The 16,922-nt window shown below is 66.7% G+C and carries 14 protein-coding genes; 7 read left to right on the top strand and 7 right to left on the bottom strand.

The window, feature by feature from the left end; genetic code table 11:
* Window positions 1–3 precede the first annotated feature (3 nt).
* From AC1DRO_RS06945 to AC1DRO_RS06930, 4 genes are all read right to left on the bottom strand, one after another.
* Window positions 4–1,110, bottom strand: coding sequence for an ATP-binding protein (locus tag AC1DRO_RS06945; RefSeq protein WP_476950291.1), 1,107 nt, complete (start codon window positions 1,108–1,110; stop codon window positions 4–6).
* The gene (locus AC1DRO_RS06940; RefSeq protein WP_476950290.1) at window positions 1,107–2,558 is read right to left on the bottom strand and encodes a DUF5691 domain-containing protein; all 1,452 of its coding nucleotides are present in this window, start codon (window positions 2,556–2,558) and stop codon (window positions 1,107–1,109) included. Before AC1DRO_RS06940 ends, AC1DRO_RS06945 begins: the two co-directional genes overlap by 4 nt.
* Window positions 2,555–3,853, bottom strand: a complete 1,299-nt coding sequence (locus tag AC1DRO_RS06935) for an SWIM zinc finger family protein (RefSeq protein ID WP_476950289.1) — start codon at window positions 3,851–3,853, stop codon at window positions 2,555–2,557. The genes AC1DRO_RS06940 and AC1DRO_RS06935 overlap by 4 nt, the downstream gene beginning before the upstream one ends.
* Before the next feature lie 91 nt (window positions 3,854–3,944).
* Window positions 3,945–4,283: a hypothetical protein gene (locus AC1DRO_RS06930; RefSeq protein ID WP_476950288.1), complete on the bottom strand. Its 339-nt coding sequence runs from the start codon at window positions 4,281–4,283 to the stop codon at window positions 3,945–3,947.
* Between the two features lie 123 nt (window positions 4,284–4,406).
* Here AC1DRO_RS06930 and AC1DRO_RS06925 point away from each other — a divergent pair, with 123 nt between their 5' ends.
* Both AC1DRO_RS06925 and ppsA read left to right on the top strand, forming a co-directional pair.
* Window positions 4,407–5,225, top strand: a complete 819-nt coding sequence (locus AC1DRO_RS06925; RefSeq protein WP_476950287.1) for a pyruvate, water dikinase regulatory protein — start codon at window positions 4,407–4,409, stop codon at window positions 5,223–5,225.
* A gap of 151 nt (window positions 5,226–5,376) precedes the next feature.
* On the top strand, window positions 5,377–7,794 hold the full coding sequence (gene ppsA, locus AC1DRO_RS06920) for a phosphoenolpyruvate synthase (RefSeq protein ID WP_476950286.1): 2,418 nt from the start codon (window positions 5,377–5,379) through the stop codon (window positions 7,792–7,794).
* A gap of 107 nt (window positions 7,795–7,901) precedes the next feature.
* On the opposite strand, the gene AC1DRO_RS06915 is transcribed toward ppsA, so the two are convergent.
* Both AC1DRO_RS06915 and AC1DRO_RS06910 read right to left on the bottom strand, forming a co-directional pair.
* Entirely contained in the window at window positions 7,902–8,363 is a 462-nt protein-coding gene (locus AC1DRO_RS06915) for a hypothetical protein (RefSeq protein WP_476950285.1), read from the bottom strand.
* Window positions 8,360–10,867 carry a molybdopterin oxidoreductase family protein gene (locus tag AC1DRO_RS06910; RefSeq protein WP_476950284.1) on the bottom strand — a complete coding sequence of 836 codons (2,508 nt, stop codon included), beginning with the start codon at window positions 10,865–10,867 and terminating at the stop codon, window positions 8,360–8,362. The genes AC1DRO_RS06915 and AC1DRO_RS06910 overlap by 4 nt, the downstream gene beginning before the upstream one ends.
* Before the next feature lie 344 nt (window positions 10,868–11,211).
* Here AC1DRO_RS06910 and AC1DRO_RS06905 point away from each other — a divergent pair, with 344 nt between their 5' ends.
* Window positions 11,212–11,982, top strand: a complete 771-nt coding sequence (locus AC1DRO_RS06905; protein ID WP_243177900.1) for a sigma-70 family RNA polymerase sigma factor — start codon at window positions 11,212–11,214, stop codon at window positions 11,980–11,982.
* Here the strand turns inward: AC1DRO_RS06905 and AC1DRO_RS06900 are convergent.
* Entirely contained in the window at window positions 11,940–12,887 is a 948-nt protein-coding gene (locus AC1DRO_RS06900) for a glycosyltransferase family 9 protein (protein WP_243177899.1), read from the bottom strand. The genes AC1DRO_RS06905 and AC1DRO_RS06900 overlap by 43 nt on opposite strands.
* A 97-nt stretch (window positions 12,888–12,984) precedes the next feature.
* Between AC1DRO_RS06900 and AC1DRO_RS06895 the strand changes: the two genes are divergently transcribed.
* Genes AC1DRO_RS06895 through AC1DRO_RS06880 form a run of 4 tightly spaced genes read left to right on the top strand, consistent with a single transcriptional unit; the run spans window position 12,985 to window position 16,902 of the window.
* The gene (locus AC1DRO_RS06895) at window positions 12,985–13,539 is read left to right on the top strand and encodes a D-glycero-alpha-D-manno-heptose-1,7-bisphosphate 7-phosphatase (RefSeq protein WP_476950283.1); all 555 of its coding nucleotides are present in this window, start codon (window positions 12,985–12,987) and stop codon (window positions 13,537–13,539) included.
* Window positions 13,536–14,612, top strand: a complete 1,077-nt coding sequence (locus tag AC1DRO_RS06890; protein WP_476950282.1) for a glycosyltransferase family 9 protein — start codon at window positions 13,536–13,538, stop codon at window positions 14,610–14,612. The genes AC1DRO_RS06895 and AC1DRO_RS06890 overlap by 4 nt, the downstream gene beginning before the upstream one ends.
* On the top strand, window positions 14,609–15,625 hold the full coding sequence (locus tag AC1DRO_RS06885; protein WP_476950281.1) for a glycosyltransferase: 1,017 nt from the start codon (window positions 14,609–14,611) through the stop codon (window positions 15,623–15,625). The genes AC1DRO_RS06890 and AC1DRO_RS06885 overlap by 4 nt, the downstream gene beginning before the upstream one ends.
* Window positions 15,622–16,902, top strand: coding sequence for a glycosyltransferase (locus tag AC1DRO_RS06880; protein ID WP_476950280.1), 1,281 nt, complete (start codon window positions 15,622–15,624; stop codon window positions 16,900–16,902). Before AC1DRO_RS06885 ends, AC1DRO_RS06880 begins: the two co-directional genes overlap by 4 nt.
* Window positions 16,903–16,922: the final 20 nt, after the last annotated feature.

Raw genomic sequence — 16,922 nt, 5'->3', positions numbered from 1 at the left:
CGGTCAGTTCGATGATTCGAGGTCGCGGCAGGCCCGGTACAGGTCCTTCCACTCCGGCCTGTTCCGGACGACGGTTTCCAGGTACTCCTGCCAGATCACACGGTCCTGGACGGGGTCTTTGACCACTGCGCCCACCAGGCTGGCCGCCACATCCGGGGCCCGGACGGTGCCGTCACCGAAGTGGGCGGCGAGGGAGAGCCCGTTCGTCATCACCGAGATGGCCTCTGCCGTCGACAGGGTCGCTGAGGGCGATTTGATGGTTGTGCGCTGGTCCTGTGTTACTCCGGCGCGCAGTTCCCGCATGACGGTGACCACCCGCCGGACTTCGGAGAGAGCTCCCAGATCAGCCGGAAGCTCCAGGGCAGTGCCCAGGCTGCGGACGCGGGTGGTGACGATCTCGATCTCCTGCTCGATGCTGTCCGGGAGCGGCAGCACCACGGTGTTGAAGCGGCGGCGCAATGCCGACGACAGATCGTTGACGCCCTTGTCCCGGTTGTTGGCCGTCGCGATGATGTTGAAGCCCTTGCGGGCCTGGACCTCTGCATTGAGTTCGGGGATCGGCAGGGTCTTCTCGCTGAGGATCGTGATCAGCGAGTCCTGCACATCGGACGGGATCCTGGTCAGTTCCTCCACCCGTACCAGGCTCCCTGCCTCCATCGCGCGCATCACCGGTCCCGGGACCAGGGCCGCCCGGGACGGGCCGTCCGCGAGCAGCCGGGCATAGTTCCAGCCGTACCGCAGTGCCTCTTCCGGCGTGCCTGCGGTGCCCTGCACCACGAGGGTAGAGGCTCCCGAAATGGCCGCGGCCAGGTGCTCTCCCAGCCAGGTTTTCGCGGTGCCCGGCAAGCCAAGCAACAGCAGCGCGCGGTCTGTGGCAAGCGATGCGACGGCGATTTCGACGAGCCGCGCGGAACCCAGGTATTTTGGTGTGATCTGTACGCCGTTCGGCAGGGTGCCGCCGAGGATATAGGTGGTCACCGCCCACGGAGACAGCTGCCAACTGGGCGGCCGGTGCCGGTCGTCAACAGCCGTCAACGCGCTGAGCTCCTCAGCGTAGGCGTTTTCGGCATGGGCGCGGAGGACATCGGGGGCGGTCGGGGCGTCGTTCATTGAAAAGCCTCCGTCAGGGATTGTCGAAATGATTGGTATTGAACGGCATCACGAAGCACGCGGCGCCGGGCGGCGTCTGCGTCTGGATGCTCAAGCAGCCGCCGGGTTTGTTCGGCGGCCTCGGGCGGCAGCGCCGCAGGGAGGGTGTCGGCCAGCATGGTTGCCAGCTGGCCGCCGTTCTTGGCGTTGATCTGCTCAAGCACGGCATCAGCCAGGGGGCGTCCCCATGGTCTTGGCATGTCGCGCAGCGGTTGAACGAGTGTCCAGGGGTTTGCCGTGCCGCCGCGCAGGTGCCCGACGAGCGTGTCCTCGCGCTCGGCGGCGGGCAGGCAATTCAGCAGCCGCAGGTCCGTGCGGACGTCGAGCAGCGCACGCACCCAGTCAAGGTCGGCCCGCAGCGCAGCGGTAGTGACGATCGTTTCGAGGGCGCGGGGTTCGCCCTTCAGCAGCGCCACGCTCGCCGCTGGCGTACGGCCGGCCGCCGTCGTCCAAACATCGAGGGGGGCACCCCTGATGATGGCGTCGAGCCGGCCCAGCCGGTCGGGTTCACCACTGCGTGGGGCCGGCGCGATCCCGTCGCGCAGTCCTGCCGCGTCCGGCTCAGGCGGGAGGTCGATCTCGAATTGCTTGCGCAACAATCCTTTGAAGCGAAGCAGCGGCCGCAGCCTGGCAGCCATGCGGACCGCGCGGGCGCTCTCAGGGAGCCGGTCCAGTAGGGCGGCGGCTACCTCCCGCACGCTCTTTGCGGTGTCGTCAAGGGCTCGCTCCAGCAACTCCTCGTCATCTGCCCGCAGGTTCGCGGCCAGGGTGGCCAGATGGGCGGCGCGCTCCCGGGCACCGAGCGTATCCCAATGCGTGACCAGCAGCTCGCGGGCGGTGGCCGGATTACTACGGCGACGCCGTTCCAGTTCCGTCGTGGCGTCAGCACTGTTCAACTCTGCCCAGTCGGTCGTCATCGCCGGACGCGGATCGGCGCCCCCGGCCGTTAGGTCCTGAAGCCAGCGGCCCCGGGTTCCGATCGCAGGATGTAAATGCTCCGCCACACTGGATTTTGCCTCTGCCAACATCAGCAGGCTGGGCAGCAGCCGGTGCGGAACACGCCGTCCGGAAGCCTCGGCAAGCATCAGCCAATCGACCACCAGCAGGCTTCGGAGTTCCAGCCCGACGGGCGGCTGGGTGAGCAGCAGGTCCAGCAGGCGGCAGGCCTCGCCCGGGGCCTCGGGCGCATCGTCCGGTGGGGCCGGACGAGGGAAATCTGGAGCGTCCATAGAAGTGGAAGGCCGGGCAGCGCGGGTGACTGCATCGGCCATGGCTGCTTGGTCCAGCAGTGACTCCTCGCCGGAGACGCCATCCGGCGGGCGGACACCCAATTCCACAGGCGGAAACGGGGCCGGGTGGCGCGCGGTGCCAACGAGTGCCGCCGTTTGAAGCTCGGCCAGCCAAGTCATGGGGTTACCACCGCTCCACCGACGACTGCGGACAGAGGCCGGAAGCGGCCCTCCTCCAGTTCGCCGAACAGGTCCACAGGGTGGCCGCCGGTCAGGGCCAACAGGGAATCCAGGGGCGCGTCGACCAGGGGGAGTGCGTTGCCGGATCCGTCCCGGAGCCAGCCGTAATTGCCAGGGCAGATGCGCACCCCGCTCAACAGGACCGGGTGACGCTCACACCACGGGGAGACTGCCACCGCCGCCGATTCAATTTCCAACGCTTGCGCAATGTTCCCACCCTCGCCGAGGCTGGCCGCCAGTCCTTGCGGGGCTACGGGCCCGGTGAACATTGCCCGCCGGGGTCCGGAGCCAGGATACCGCGCGACGGTGACATCCAGCACCGCACCCGCGAGCTGGGGCGTCGCCAGAGCGTCGCTGTGGGCAGCAAAATCGAGTACCACGATGACCGTTCCGTCGGGTGCGCGAAGCCAGGTCCGCTGCTGCTGGAGCCGGCCGTCGTCGCTGCGGTGAGTGCCAAGCACCAGCCACGGACCGTGCAGCGCTTCGGTGCCCTCAACTTCGGCGGTGGGCACCGCCCAGCCGACGGCCACCCGGAGATCGGCGAGCTCGTCGGGAGTCAGGGTGTCCCGTCTGCGCCACGCCTTGGTCAGCGCCCACCAGCGCCCGGCCCGCAGAAGCAGATGAACACCCCAGTCGGTCCGGGCGTGCACATCTGATCCCATCGCCCGCACCTGGGCGGCTAACCCCGGAAGCTGGGCATCCACAAGGCGCCCCGCCACGCCGTCCCACCATGAATACGGCTGGGTGCGGGCCGAAGCCAGACCGGTCCGCACCAGGTCCGTAAGCCACCGGGCAAAGTCGTCAATCCCCGCATCCATCAATGCCAGCCGGTCGGCCAGTCGCTTGGCCTGTGCCGCCGGATCCACAATCGGCTCGGACTGGCGCCGCTCGCGCACGGCCGTCCGCTCCGCCCGCTGGGAGGCCCAGTCCTGTGCGAAGGCGGCTGTCTCCGCGGCGGCGTCGGCCGCCTCGCCCCGCGTCCACATAAGCAGCAGCGCCAGGGCATGCTTGCACGGGAACTTCCGGCTCGGGCAGGAGCATCGATAGGCAGGAGCGGCAACATCAATGCTCACTTGGTAGGGAGTCTTTCCGCTGCCTTGGCATTTCCCCCAGACCAGGACGTCGTTGCTCCCCGTGTCGGACCAGGGGCCGGGATGTGCCAGCTTGCGGGCGGCCGTCAGTGACGATGGGTCGGGCGCGGCGCTGATCACCCGTTCCTCGCTCCAACGCCCCATGAAGCACATTGTGCCCGATGTCACAGATACCGCAAGGGAGGCAGAACGGTGTGGCGGCGGCGCACCACGCCGGTAAATGGTCAGTGACGCCCTACACGGTGTCCGGCCGCTGATCTCCCTTGTGGCTCCGCAGATTCTCCTGAACCTTGCCGAACAAATCCTTGATGGTCGTCTCCGTATTGGTGAGCATGTCCGGCTGGATGTAGACCTGTTGGGCGGGAGGCAGGCTGTAGTGGGACGCCAGGCCAGCTGTACCGTCCACCCCTGCCAGCGCGATGGTCACACCACCCTCCTTGCGCGCAATGGCGCCAATCCGGCCGAAGACCACGGTAAATTCGTCCGGCTGGAAGCTCACGGTCAGTCCGACATGTGTCCGGTTAAGGTCACTTGCCGCGACGGCCTTCTCGTTCCCGGTCCCTGCATAGTTCATGTCGATCTCCCGGATAGCTGGTGGCGTTGTAAGCGAGCAGTCTACGTCCGGGACCGGAGGCCGGGTAGGGACCCGCCGGCTGCCCGATACCGGACCGGTCCCGGCGTGGGGGAGAATGCGTTCATGACCAAAGACGATCTTCGGCCTGTCTACTTCCTTTCGGACAGCACCGGCATCACCGCGGAAACGCTCGGCAACACCTTGCTGACGCAGTTCCCCGCAAACCACTTTGACCGCATTACGGTCCCCTTCATCACCACGGTCGAACAGGCCAGGACGGTGGTCGGCACTATCGACAAACTGGCCGCCACGGGCCTGCAACCGATCGTTTTTTCCACCGCGGTAAGCAGCGATATCCGCCAGGTCCTGGGTACGTGCCAGGGAATCATCGTGGATCTCATCGGGACACATGTCGGACAGCTGGAGCAGGCCCTCGGTTCCGCGGCCAGCGGCGAACCCGGCAGGGCCCATGGCCTGGGCAATGCGGAGCGGTATCAATCCCGGATGGCCGCCGTCGAATACGCCATGGAACACGACGACGGCCAAAGCCTGCGGGCGCTCGAAAAGGCCCAAGTCATCCTGGTGGCGCCGTCCCGCTGCGGAAAAACGCCCACCACCATGTACTTGGCCCTGCAGCACGGCATTTTCGCCGCCAACTTCCCGCTGGTGGACGAAGACTTTGAACGGGAAGGACTCCCCAAGCCGCTGAGGCCCTTCGTTGAGAAGTGTTTCGGGCTCTCCTCCAACCCCTTGCGCCTGAGCCAGATCCGCACCGAACGGCGCCGGGGCTCACCCTACGCGTCCCTGCGGCAGTGCGGCTTCGAGCTGCGCAGCGCCGAGCAGCTGTACGTCTCCCATAGGATTCCGTACCTGAATTCGGCCACGGTGTCCGTCGAGGAAATGGCGGCAACCATCCTGCAGCGGATGAACCTCAAGCATTAGGGAAAAGTTTCACAAACTCAGTGTGGCGCACGTCATGTGGAAAGTGCGCTGGAGACCTGTCACTGTGGACAGGACTTGCGCCCATCAACCGGCCATCGCCGCAAGCGGGGCGGCGCACTTGCATGCCATCATCTGCAAAGGAGCAGTAACTATGACGACAGACATCCTGTGGTTCTCAGAACTCGGACTCAAGGACCTGGACCGGGTGGGCGGAAAGAACGCCTCCCTCGGTGAGATGGTGCAGAACCTGACCTCCGCCGGCGTCCAGGTTCCCGACGGCTTCGCCACCACCGCGGATGCCTACCGCAAATTCCTGGCGGATTCGGGCCTTGACCAGAAGATCGCCGACCGGCTGGTCGGCCTGGACACCGATGACGTCACCGCCCTGGCGGCCGCCGGGCAGGAGATCCGGGCCCTCATGCGCGAGACGCCCTTCCTGCCTGACTTCGAAGCGCAGATCCGGAACTCATACCAGCAGCTGGTGGACAAGCACGGCGGCTCTGAGGACCTGTCCTGGGCCGTCCGTTCCAGCGCCACGGCGGAAGACCTCCCCGATGCCTCCTTCGCCGGGCAGCAGGAAACCTTCCTGAACGTCCGCGGCATCGAGAACATCCTGCTCGCCATCAAGGACGTGTTCGCGTCCCTCTACAACGATCGGGCGATCGCCTACCGGGTGCACCACAAGTTCGAGCACGCCGAGGTGGCGCTCTCGGCCGGCGTCCAGCGCATGGTGCGCTCCGATGTCGGCGCCTCCGGCGTCATGTTCACCATGGACACGGAGTCCGGGTTCCAGGACGCCGTGTTCGTCACGTCCTCCTACGGCCTCGGCGAAGCGGTCGTCCAGGGCGCCGTCAACCCCGACGAGTTCTACGTGTACAAGCCCGCGCTGCAGGCCGGCCGGCCCGCCATCCTCAAGCGCGGACTGGGCGAGAAAGCCCTGCAGATGACCTACACGAGCAGCCGCGAAATCGGCCGCACCATCGACTTCGTGCCGGTCGAGGCGTCCCTGCGGAACCGCTTCAGCCTCACTGACGACGACGTCGAGCAGCTCGCCCGGCACGCCGTCGCCATCGAGAACCACTACGGCCGCCCCATGGACATCGAATGGGGCAAAGACGGGATCGACGGCGGCCTGTACATCCTGCAGGCGCGCCCGGAGACCGTGCAGTCCCGCCGGGCCTCCGGCAGCCTGAGCCGTTTCCGCCTCAACGGGACCGGCCGGGTGCTGGTCGAGGGCCGCGCCATTGGCCAGCGCATCGGCGCCGGCAGCGTCCGCATCCTCACCGCGATCGACCAGATGGCCGCCTTCAAAACCGGTGATGTCCTCGTCGCCGACATGACCGACCCGGACTGGGAACCGATCATGAAGCGTGCCTCCGCCATCGTGACCAACCGCGGCGGGCGCACGTGCCACGCGGCCATCATTGCCCGGGAACTTGGGATTCCCGCCGTCGTCGGCACCGGGGACGCCACCGATGCCCTCTCCGACGGCCTCGACGTGACCGTGTCCTGCGCCGACGGTGAAACCGGCGTGATCTACGAAGGGCTCCTGGACTTCAGCGTCGAGGAAACCGAGATTACCCAGCTGCCCGAGGCCCCCGTCAAGGTCATGATGAACGTCGGCACCCCGGAGCAGGCTTTCACCTTCGCGCAACTGCCCAACCACGGAGTGGGCCTGGCCCGGCTCGAATTCATCATCAACCGCCAGATCGGCATCCACCCCAAGGCACTGCTGAACCTCGACGAGCAGCCGGCGGACGTCGCCGCGGAAATCCGTGAGCGCATCGCCGCGTACGAGTCCCCGCGCGACTACTACATCAAGCGCCTGGCCGAGGGCGTGTCCACCATCGCGGCGGCGTTCGCGCCGGAACCCGTGATTGTGCGCATGTCCGACTTCAAGTCCAACGAGTACGCCAACCTGATCGGCGGACCCGCCTACGAGCCGCACGAAGAGAACCCGATGATCGGCTTCCGCGGCGCCTCACGCTACCTCGAGCCGTCCTTCCGGGACTGCTTCGACCTCGAGTGTGAGGCCCTGTCCTTTGTCCGCAACGAAATGGGCCTGACCAACGTCAAGCTGATGATCCCGTTCGTGCGGACCCTGGATGAGGCCCGCGGCGTTATTGAACTGCTGGGGGAGAACGGCCTCACCCGCGGCGAGAACGGCCTCGAGGTGATCATGATGTGCGAGATCCCATCCAACGCGCTGCTCGCCGACGAGTTCCTGGACTACTTCGACGGGTTCTCCATCGGCTCCAACGATATGACCCAGCTGGCCCTGGGCCTGGACCGGGACTCCGCGATTGTCTCGGGCGGCTTCGATGAACGCGATCCGGCCGTCAAGAAGCTCCTCAGCATGGCCATCGCGGCCTGCAAGGCGCGCGGCAAATATGTCGGCATCTGCGGCCAGGGTCCGAGCGACCACGCGGACTTCGCCGAGTGGCTGGTCGAGGAAGGCATCGATTCGGTCTCCTTGAACCCCGACACCGTGGTGGACACCTGGCTCCGGCTCGCCGGCTCCACAGCCGGCCCGGCCGTCGAGGCAGGCGTCGGCGCCGGGGCGAACTGACGGCCGCGGCGTCCAGGTAAGACACGCAGGGCACCCGCCGGGCAGCACGGACTGAGAATTCCAGACTGTGCTGCCCGGGCGGCCGTTCAGGCGTTGGATGCCAGGTTTTAGCGCGCTAAAACGAGCGCCTGCGGGGCTGCCTGCTTCATCCGGGTCTGCAACCAGCGCAGCTGGACGGCTGTTTCGCCGTCGCAGCGGGACACGACGTCAAGGAGTTCCCGGTCGCGGAGCGCCGAGCCGGCCTGTTTGACCATGGCCCAGGTGACATCGACGAGGCTCGCCAGGAGATAGAGGTCCTGGAGGTCGCGCAGCAGGCCCACCGGACCCTGCCGCGTTGCGGACAGCCCTTCGGCATGGATCCGTTCGGGCTCGTTATCTGAGCGGTCCTCGCCGTAGCGCTGAACGACGGGGAGCAGCAGCCGGCTGTGCTCCTCACACTGCGTTGCCAGCGTATGGCACAGGAAGTGCACGTCGGGCTCGGCGGCGTGGCCGTCTGCCACTTGGCGGAAAGACTCCGCGAGGGTCAGTTCGGCCTTACGGAGCATACCCAAATAGATTTTCAGGTTCATGGCGTTCCTCCCTGCGGGCCGCGCCGGACCGCATCGGGAAAACGGGGCGGAGAGGCGCCGACCCGTTCAGTGGCTTCGGCGTCTTTGCCTCCAGCGGTCGGCCGTATGGATCGTGGCCCAGCGGCAGCAGCCGGGCGCGATGCCGTCGTGGTGGGTGCCGGGGCGGGCCCGGTGGCGTCACTGATCTTCTCGACACTCACGGCGGCATTCTTGAAGACGGGCTGTTTGGACACAGGATCCCACTCCGTGATCGTGAGTTCATTGGCAGCCGTCGGGTGTTCTCCGGGGGCACCGTCCTGGTCCCAATAACCGTAGTGAAACGGTGCGAAGACGGTGCCGTTTCGGATGTCGCTGACACGGGCAGGGACCTCGATCCGGCCCCGCCGCGACGTCACCTTGACGAGGTCGCCTTCCCGGATTCCCAGCCGGCCGGCGTCGTCCGGGCTGATTTCCACCCACGCGGTGGGGGCCGCGCTTGTCAGTACCCGGGATCTTCCGGTTTTGGTCCTCGTGTGGAAGTGGTAGGCGGTCCGGCCGGTCGTATACCGGAACGGGTAGCGGCCGTCGGGCTCCTCATGCGGGGGACGGTAGTCCGCCGCTTTCAGGATGGCGCGGCCGCCCGGCGCCTGGGCTCGGAATGCTTCCGGCCCGGCGGTGGCGCCGGTGAGGAGATCGTGACCGTAGCTTTCGCAGTAGTCAGGGTCGGTGGGGAAGATGCCATCCTCGTAGAGCCGTTCCCTGCCCTCCGGATTGCCGGTGTTGCACGGCCACGGGATGCCGCTGCCGCCGCGGAGCCTGTCATAGGTGATGCCGGTATAGTCGCAGGGCCGGCCGCGGGAACATTCCTTCCACGCCTCAAAGGCCTCCTCAGGGCCCGCCCACGGCAACAGGGGTTCCCCGCGTAACGTGGTGAAGCCCATGCGGCGGGCGTAATCGAGGAAAATGTCCAGGTCGCTGCGTGCCTCCCCGGGCGGCTCCACGGCCTTGTCCGAGAGGTGGATTGTCCGGTTGGCGTTCGTGAAGGTACCGGTCTTTTCGCCCCACCCGGCGGCGGGAAGCACGACGTCCGCGAGCTGCGCCGTCTCTGTCAGGTACAGATCCTGGACCACGAGGAACAGCCCGGGGTTGGCCAGGATGTTCCGGATTCTAGGGAGTTCGGGCATGGACACGGCTGGGTTGGTTGCCGAAATCCAGAGGAATTCGATCGAGCCCTGTTCGGCGTAGCGGAAGATCTGCATCGCATGGGTCGGGGGAGCCCAGTGCGGGATGGTCAGGGGGTCCACGTCCCACAGCGCCGCGAGTTCCGCGATGTGGTTCGGGTTTTCCCAGTTCCGGAAGCCGGGGAGATCGCCGTCTGCCCCGCATTCGCGGTTGTTCTGGGCCGTTGGCTGGCCGTTCATCTGCAGAATCCCGCACCCTGGCCGGCCCAGCAGCCCCCGCAGCAGGTGGAGGTTGTTGACCTGGCACGACGCCGCGGTGGCTTGGGCGGACTGGTAGAAACCCTGAAGGACAGTGGAGAGCACCCGCGATGAGGTGCCGAAGATCCTCGCCGCTTCCCTGATGCCGGCGGCGTCCACATCGCAGACTGCTGCGGCCGCTTCAGCCGTCCATGGCTCGACCGCGGCCCTGAGTTCGTCCAGGCCGAGAGTATGCGCCCGCACGTACTCCTGGTCGGCCCAGCCGTTGGCCAGGACTTCACGGACCAGCGCGTTCATCAGGGCGAGATTGGTACCGGGCCGGACAGCCAGATGAACGTCCGCATACTTGGCAACCTCGGTGTCGCGGGGGTCGACGCAGACGAGCCTGGGCCGGTCCGGTCCCGCAATGCGGTCAAGCACACGCGACCACAGCACGGTCTGCGTTTCGGCCATGTTGTGCCCGTAAAGGAAGATCGCGTCGCAGCTGTCGATGTCCGCATAGGTTCCGGGCTGGCCATCCGCCCCGAAAGACTCCTTCAACGCTGCAGCCGCCGTCGCCGTGCAGAGGCGGGTATTGCCGTCCATGTGGGGAGTGCCAATCCCGGCCTTGCCGAGGACGGCAAGGGCGTAGTACTCCTCGAGGAACAGCTGGCCGCTGGTGTAGAAACCATGGCTGAGGGGTCCCCGTTCCCCCAGCAGCTGCCGGCTTCGCTGGGTGATCCGGTCCATCGCGGTATCCCAGTCGCATTCGATGAACCGGCCGTTCTCGCGGATCAAAGGCCGCGTGAGCCGGTCTTTCCCGGACATCCCCTGCCAGCTTGCAAAGAGGCCCTTGGGCCCAAGCCGGCCATGGTTGACCAGATCCCCTGCGCGGCCGCGGATCCCGACCATGGCGCCGTCTTTTACGGCGATGTCGCACGCGCAGCCGTTGCTGCACAGCACGCACGCTGATTGAACCCACCGGTCCACGTCGCCCTCGGTGACGGTCGCATCCAGAGCCTGGTCCACCCGCACCGGCCACAGGCCGTCCTTCGGATAGGGGGTTCGTGTGCCCCAAATCTCGGCAATCCGGTCAACCACTCTCATCCTCCTGTTCAGCTGCCCCGCACGTTAGGAGCGGTACCCCTGCAGTTGCCGGACCCGGCACATCCGGCCGCCCCGGCTGTTGGCGAGACCACGCGGCCATTGAAGTGCGGGTCCCGTTGTTGAAACATCGGCCCGAGAACCAGATTTATCAGCATGCTTAGCAACAGTCCAGAGTTTTCCGAAGAGTCCCATCCTGGCATCGCACGGCGGTGTTTCGCGCCTCGGGGGTTCCGAGGAGGGACTCGAGAAGGAAGGGGCATTGAATTATAAGTAGACTTATGTTTTCCTGCTTCTAAGTCCTGCCACGGGCTAGACCAGAATCCATGTTCAAAGGGACCACTGACATGGCTGACTCCAGGAAAATTCCGGCCCCGCACGGGCAGATCCGCCAGGCTTTCGAGAACCGGCTTGTCCTTGATTACTTGGATCTCGCTGAGTCCCTGGCGGCACGCTTCGCCGGCCGGGGCCACGAGCGGGAAGACCTGATCCAGGTGGCCTATCTGGGACTCGTCAAGGCGGCTAGGGCGTTCGACGAATCCAGAGGCACCACCTTCCCCGGTTTTGCCGCCCCAACCATCACCGGGGAATTGAAACGCTATCTGCGCGACCGCTGCTGGGTCGTCCGGCCCCCGCGGCGCATACAGCTCCTCCGTGCCGAACTCCTGCGCACTGAGCCGGCCCTGGCGCAGACCCTCGGCCGCACCCCCACTCCTGCGGAGCTGGCGCGGGAACTTGGTGTAACGGTCGAGTCCGTCCTGGAGGCAGCGGCAGCTGTTTCCAGCATGCGCCCCGATTCGCTCGATAGTTCCGACGGCCGCGGTGACGCACCGCCGGCCGCGGAAGAGCCGGCGGTGCAGGAGCCGGGATTTGAGCGGCTTGAGGAGGTGATGTGCCTGACCCGGGTCATCGCCGAGCTCTCCGCCCCGGAGAGGGCGCTCTTGTACCGGCGCTATTTTTGCGGGGAAAGCCAAACGGAGTTGGGCAGGAGATTTGGAGTGTCGCAGATGCAAATTTCGCGCCGGCTCTCACGGGTGCTCGTGCAACTGCAGCGGCGGCTCACGGAAACGGAATCTCAGAGCAACCCCAGCCCACGGACCGCTTCGAGCACATCGTGAACAGAGACACCCAAAAGCGCAGGATCCGGGTCCCCGGCAAAGGGGTCGCCGCGCCGCAGTTCGGCTTTGGTCAAGGTGATGTGCGGCCCCGGCGGGGGGCCCCATTCCGCCGGCGTGGCTGGCCCGAAGAGCACAACGGAGGGCCGCCCGTAGGCCGACGCGAGGTGGGCCGCACCCGTGTCAGCCGAGATGACCAGGCGGGCGCCGGCAATCAGAGCCGCGAATTCCCCCAGCGGTTGGCGGCCTGCAAGGACGGCATCGGCCCGGAACCCGGCCCCGCTGGCAACTTCCGAGGCGCGGCCCCGCTCCGCGGCGCTGCCTGTGAAGAGCACGCTGTGCCCGGCGTCCCGCAGGAGTCCAGCAACCTCGGCGAACCGTCCGGCAGGCCACAACCGGCTGCCGTAGGCAGCGCCCACATGGACCACTGTGGCCCCCGGCTGCGGCGTCGGGACGGCCGGGGCGGCCAGGCGCAGATCCTCGGCGTCGGCGTCGATTCCATGCCATTGCAGTAGCCGCGTCCAGCGTTCGCGCTGGTGGATGCCCTCCACCCAAGCCGGCCCGGAACCAGCACCGGCGCCCGCTTCGTGGGCGATCACCCGGGTGGCCAGGAGCGCTTCAATCCGGGATTGGCTCTCGGGGCCGCGGCCGTGGAGGTTTACCGCAACGTCCACGCTCCCGGGTTTCAGTGCCAGTGGCTCATTTAGCCCTTCCGCCGTCAACAGTTCAAAACCCCCGACCAGCTCTACCGCCTCGCCGAGCCAGCTCGGTGCCGCGTACAGCCGGCGGTGGTTGGGGTACGCGCGGCTCAGGGCGTGCAGAGCCGGGACGGCAACCAGCAGATCGCCGAGCTGCAGCGCCCGTAGGACCAGCAGTACCGGCCTTCCATCTTCTCGAAATCCGCCCATCGTGGCCGCCCTTCCGAGTTCGCCTGATTTCGGATTTTAGTCCGGAGATGGACCCGCCGGGCGTTTAGCTGGACTGATATCGGGGAACAAGGCACTTATGGGACCTTTTGCCCGACCACCGCTGAGGGCCGTACTCTTCGATCGGGACGGCACCCTGATCCGTGACGTGCCATACAATGGCGTTCCCAATTTGGTGGAACCGATGCCTCACGCCAGGGACGTGCTGCAAACCCTTCGGTCCATGGGAATTGCCGTAGGCGTCGTGAGCAACCAATCGGGGATAGGCCGCGGGATCCTGACCACGGAGCAGGTTGTGGCGGTCAATCTTCGGGTTGAGCAGCTCCTGGGACGGTTCGATGTCTGGGAACTGTGCCCGCACCGGCCCGAGGACGGCTGCAACTGCCGGAAGCCGGCACCCTTCATGATTTGCGGGGCGTGCCGCCGGTTGGGAATCACAACCGCCGAGGCCGCGTACATTGGCGACATTGGAGCTGACGTTGAGGCGGCCCGCGCGGCGGGTGCCCGCGGCGTCATGGTCCCCACGCCCCTGACACGACCGGCGGAAGTTGACGCTGCTCCAGAGGTCGCTGTGGATCTTCGTTCCGCGTTGTGCCTTTTGATGAAGGCACCATCCGGACGGGCCGCCTCGTGAGCAGCGTCCTGGTGGCTCGGCTGGACGGGGTCGGCGATGTCCTGCTGGCGGGGCCAGCGATCCGTGCAGTCGCGAACGGGCGGCATCCGGATGGCGGGGCGCCGAACGATGTCATCCTGTTATGTGGCCCCCAAGGTGAACCAGCTGCGTCCCTCCTGCCTGGCGTGTCCGAGGTCTACAGCTGGAGTTGCCCGTGGATCGTGAAGCCTGCTCCACGAGTCGCTGGGCCCCATCTGGAAACCCTGACATCGTTCGTGAGGGACTCCAGGGTCACCGAGGCCGTCATTTTGACTTCCTTCCATCAGTCTCCCTTGCCGCTGGCCTTGTTGCTGCGGCTTGCCGGAGTCGGACGGATCACGGGAGCTTCAGTGGATTATGCCGGCACTCTGATGGACGTTCGACTCAGGCCCGGTGAGGATTTTCCCGAAGACCAGCCTGAAGCCGAACGTGCGCTCGGCATCGCCCAGGCAGCTGGCTTTACCTTGCCCCGCGGAGATTCCGGGAAGCTCCGGGTGCAGGATTATCCCGATGTCCGGGATCTGGTGGGGGAGGAGCCCTATGTCGTGGTCCACCCCGGGGCGTCCGCCCCCGCACGGGCGTGGCCCCCGTTGCATCACGCCGCGGCCGTGGAACTGCTCGAAGGGGCAGGACACCGGGTAGTGGTGACAGGAGGGCCCGGAGAAACGGGCCTCACGGCGACAGTCGCCGGCCCATCCGCCTTGGACTTGGGCGGCCGCACGGACCTGAGGGCCCTAGCCGGTGTGCTTGCCGGAGCCGAAGCCCTGGTTACCGGAAACACAGGGCCCGCTCACCTCGCTGCCGCTCTGGGTACGCCGGTGGCATGCCTGTTCTCGCCCGTGGTGCCCGCGATCCGATGGGCCCCCTACGGCGCGCCCCTGGAGATCCTCGGCGACCAGAACGCACCTTGCAAACTCAGCCGTGCCACGGAGTGCCCGGTCCCGGGCCATCCTTGCCTGTCGACTGTGGCTCCCGAACAGCTCGTGGATGCAGTGGAACGACTGATCGGCGGCGTGTCCTCGCTATCCACCCGCCGAAAGGTGCGTCACCCATGAGAATCCTGCTCTGGCACGTACATGGATCCTGGACGGACGCGTTCGTCCGCGGTGCCCATCAGTATCTCCTGCCGGTCCTGCCCGAAGGGGGGCCATGGGGTATGGGCCGGGCAGGCCGGCCCTGGCCGACCTCTGTCCGCGAAGTCCGGCTCGTCGACCTTGATGCCGACAGTGTGGATGCTGTGGTGCTGCAACGGCCGGAGGAACTGGGCGAGGTGACCCGCGTCTTGGGCCGTCGGCCCGGGAAAGACCTGCCGGCAGCCTATGTAGAGCACAACACCCCCAAGGGGAACGTGCCGAATTCGGTGCATCCGCTGGCAGACCAGCAGTTCATCCCCATAGTCCACGTCACGCATTTCAATGAACTGTTCTGGGATAACGGCGCCGCGCCCACGCTGGTGATTGAGCACGGCATCCCTGATCCCGGGCATACCTACACCGGGGAGATTCCCGAGCTGGCAGCCGTCATCAACGAGCCCGTCCGGCGGTGGCGGGTGACCGGCTCAGACCTCCTGGACCGGTTTACTGCGGCGGCGCCGTTGCGGATATTTGGCATGGGCGCCAACGGGTTGCGGGCCGCTGTCGCGTTGCCGCCCCAAAGGCTCACAATCTGCGGAGATCTGCCCACGCCCGAGCTGCACCGGGAAATGTCCCGTTGCCGTGTCTACCTCCACCCCTTCCGCTGGACCTCTCTAGGCCTGGCACTTCTCGAGGCCATGCACCTCGGCATGCCCGCAGTAGCGCTGGCGACCACAGAGGCGATACGCGCACTGCCGCCGGAAGCGGGAGCGATCTCCACCGACGTCGACGAACTCGTGCGCACCGCGAGGGTGCTCATCGAGGACCCGCAGGAAGCAAGACGGCGTGGTGACATTGCCCGCGAGGTGGCCCTGGACCGGTATGGCCTCCAGGCCTTCCTCGCTGCCTGGGATGTCCTGCTGGGGGATGTGACCGACCCGCGCTTCCGCACCGGCCGGCTCCTTAGTCCAACTCAAGAAGGGAAGAACCAGTGAAAGTTTCAATGGTTTCCGAGCACGCCAGCCCCCTGGCCGCCCTCGGCGGAGTTGATGCAGGTGGGCAGAACGTCCACGTGGCGGCCCTGTCGGCCGCACTGGCGAGGCGCGGCCACGACGTCACGGTGTACACCAGGCGGGACTCAGCGGACCTGCCGGGCAGGGTCCGGATCTCCCCGCGGCTGGAAGTGGTCCACGTCCAGGCCGGCCCATCGATGCCGGTACCCAAGGACGAACTCCTTCCCTTCATGGGGGAACTGGCGAACGGATTGGCACGCGATTGGGAGCAACGGCCCCCTGATCTGGTGCACGGGCACTTCTGGATGTCCGGCGTGGCGGCACTTGACGCGGCGCGGCGCAAGCCGGGCGGCAGCGCCCACCTCCCGGTGCTCCAGACCTTCCACGCCCTCGGCACAGTCAAACGCCGCCATCAGGGCCGAGCGGACACCAGCCCCCTTGAGAGGCAATGGCTGGAGCCGTCTGTCGGCCAAGGTGCGGACCGGATCATCGCCACGTGCTCCGACGAGGCCTTCGAGCTCAAGGCGATGGGGATTCCTCCGGAGAAGATCTCGATAGCCCCATGCGGGGTCGATCTGGATCTCTTTACCGGTTCCGGACCCGCCGACAAACGCAACAGGACCCACCGAATCCTGTCTGTCGGACGTCTTGTGCCTCGAAAGGGCGTCGACGTGGTCATCCGGGCACTGCCGCTGCTGATGGACGCCGGATTTTCCGACGTCGAACTCCTGATCGTTGGCGGCGGAGGCGATGCCACAGCAACCGAGTCAGACGCCGAAGCCCGCCGCCTGCTGGCCATCGCTGCGGAACTCGGTGTCCGGGAGCACGTCATCTTCCGTGGACAAGTGCCCCGGGAGGCCATGCCGGAGATCTTCCGCAGCGCAGACGCCGTCGCGTGTACGCCGTGGTACGAACCGTTCGGCATCGTGCCCCTCGAAGCCATGGCTTGCGGCGTCCCGGTGGTCGCCTCGGCCGTGGGCGGCCTCAGGGACACCGTAGTGGACGGCGGCACTGGCCTGCACGTTCCGCCTTTGGAACCCGGGGCCACCGCTGCTGCGCTCGCCCGGCTGCTGTCCGATAAGGGGCTGCGGGAGGAGCTGGGCCGCGCAGGCCAGCAGCGCGCACGGGCCCGCTACAGCTGGGACCGGGTGGCGGCCGAGACTGAGAAGGCCTATTTGCAGACCCTCACCGGAAACGCTACGGCCCGGCGGCTGGGCGCCGCCGGCCAAGTGCACGCCGCGGAAGGAGCAGTGCTGTGACTATCGAGCCGCCGCTTACG

The organism is Arthrobacter sp. P4_F11 (assembly GCF_056401395.1).
The sequence above is the reverse complement of the archived record's forward strand: the minus strand, read 5'-3'. Positions and strand labels throughout refer to the sequence as shown.

Coding starts and splice junctions, on each gene's coding strand:
- AC1DRO_RS06900 (WP_243177899.1), bottom strand. CDS start 12,887: ATGGGCGGATTTCGAGAAGATGGAAGGCCGGTACTGCTGGTCCTACGG.
- AC1DRO_RS06940 (WP_476950290.1), bottom strand. CDS start 2,558: ATGACTTGGCTGGCCGAGCTTCAAACGGCGGCACTCGTTGGCACCGCG.
- AC1DRO_RS06905 (WP_243177900.1), top strand. CDS start 11,212: ATGGCTGACTCCAGGAAAATTCCGGCCCCGCACGGGCAGATCCGCCAG.
- AC1DRO_RS06895 (WP_476950283.1), top strand. CDS start 12,985: ATGGGACCTTTTGCCCGACCACCGCTGAGGGCCGTACTCTTCGATCGG.
- AC1DRO_RS06885 (WP_476950281.1), top strand. CDS start 14,609: ATGAGAATCCTGCTCTGGCACGTACATGGATCCTGGACGGACGCGTTC.
- AC1DRO_RS06915 (WP_476950285.1), bottom strand. CDS start 8,363: ATGAACCTGAAAATCTATTTGGGTATGCTCCGTAAGGCCGAACTGACC.
- ppsA (WP_476950286.1), top strand. CDS start 5,377: ATGACGACAGACATCCTGTGGTTCTCAGAACTCGGACTCAAGGACCTG.
- AC1DRO_RS06945 (WP_476950291.1), bottom strand. CDS start 1,110: ATGAACGACGCCCCGACCGCCCCCGATGTCCTCCGCGCCCATGCCGAA.
- AC1DRO_RS06925 (WP_476950287.1), top strand. CDS start 4,407: ATGACCAAAGACGATCTTCGGCCTGTCTACTTCCTTTCGGACAGCACC.
- AC1DRO_RS06910 (WP_476950284.1), bottom strand. CDS start 10,867: ATGAGAGTGGTTGACCGGATTGCCGAGATTTGGGGCACACGAACCCCC.
- AC1DRO_RS06930 (WP_476950288.1), bottom strand. CDS start 4,283: ATGAACTATGCAGGGACCGGGAACGAGAAGGCCGTCGCGGCAAGTGAC.
- AC1DRO_RS06935 (WP_476950289.1), bottom strand. CDS start 3,853: ATGGGGCGTTGGAGCGAGGAACGGGTGATCAGCGCCGCGCCCGACCCA.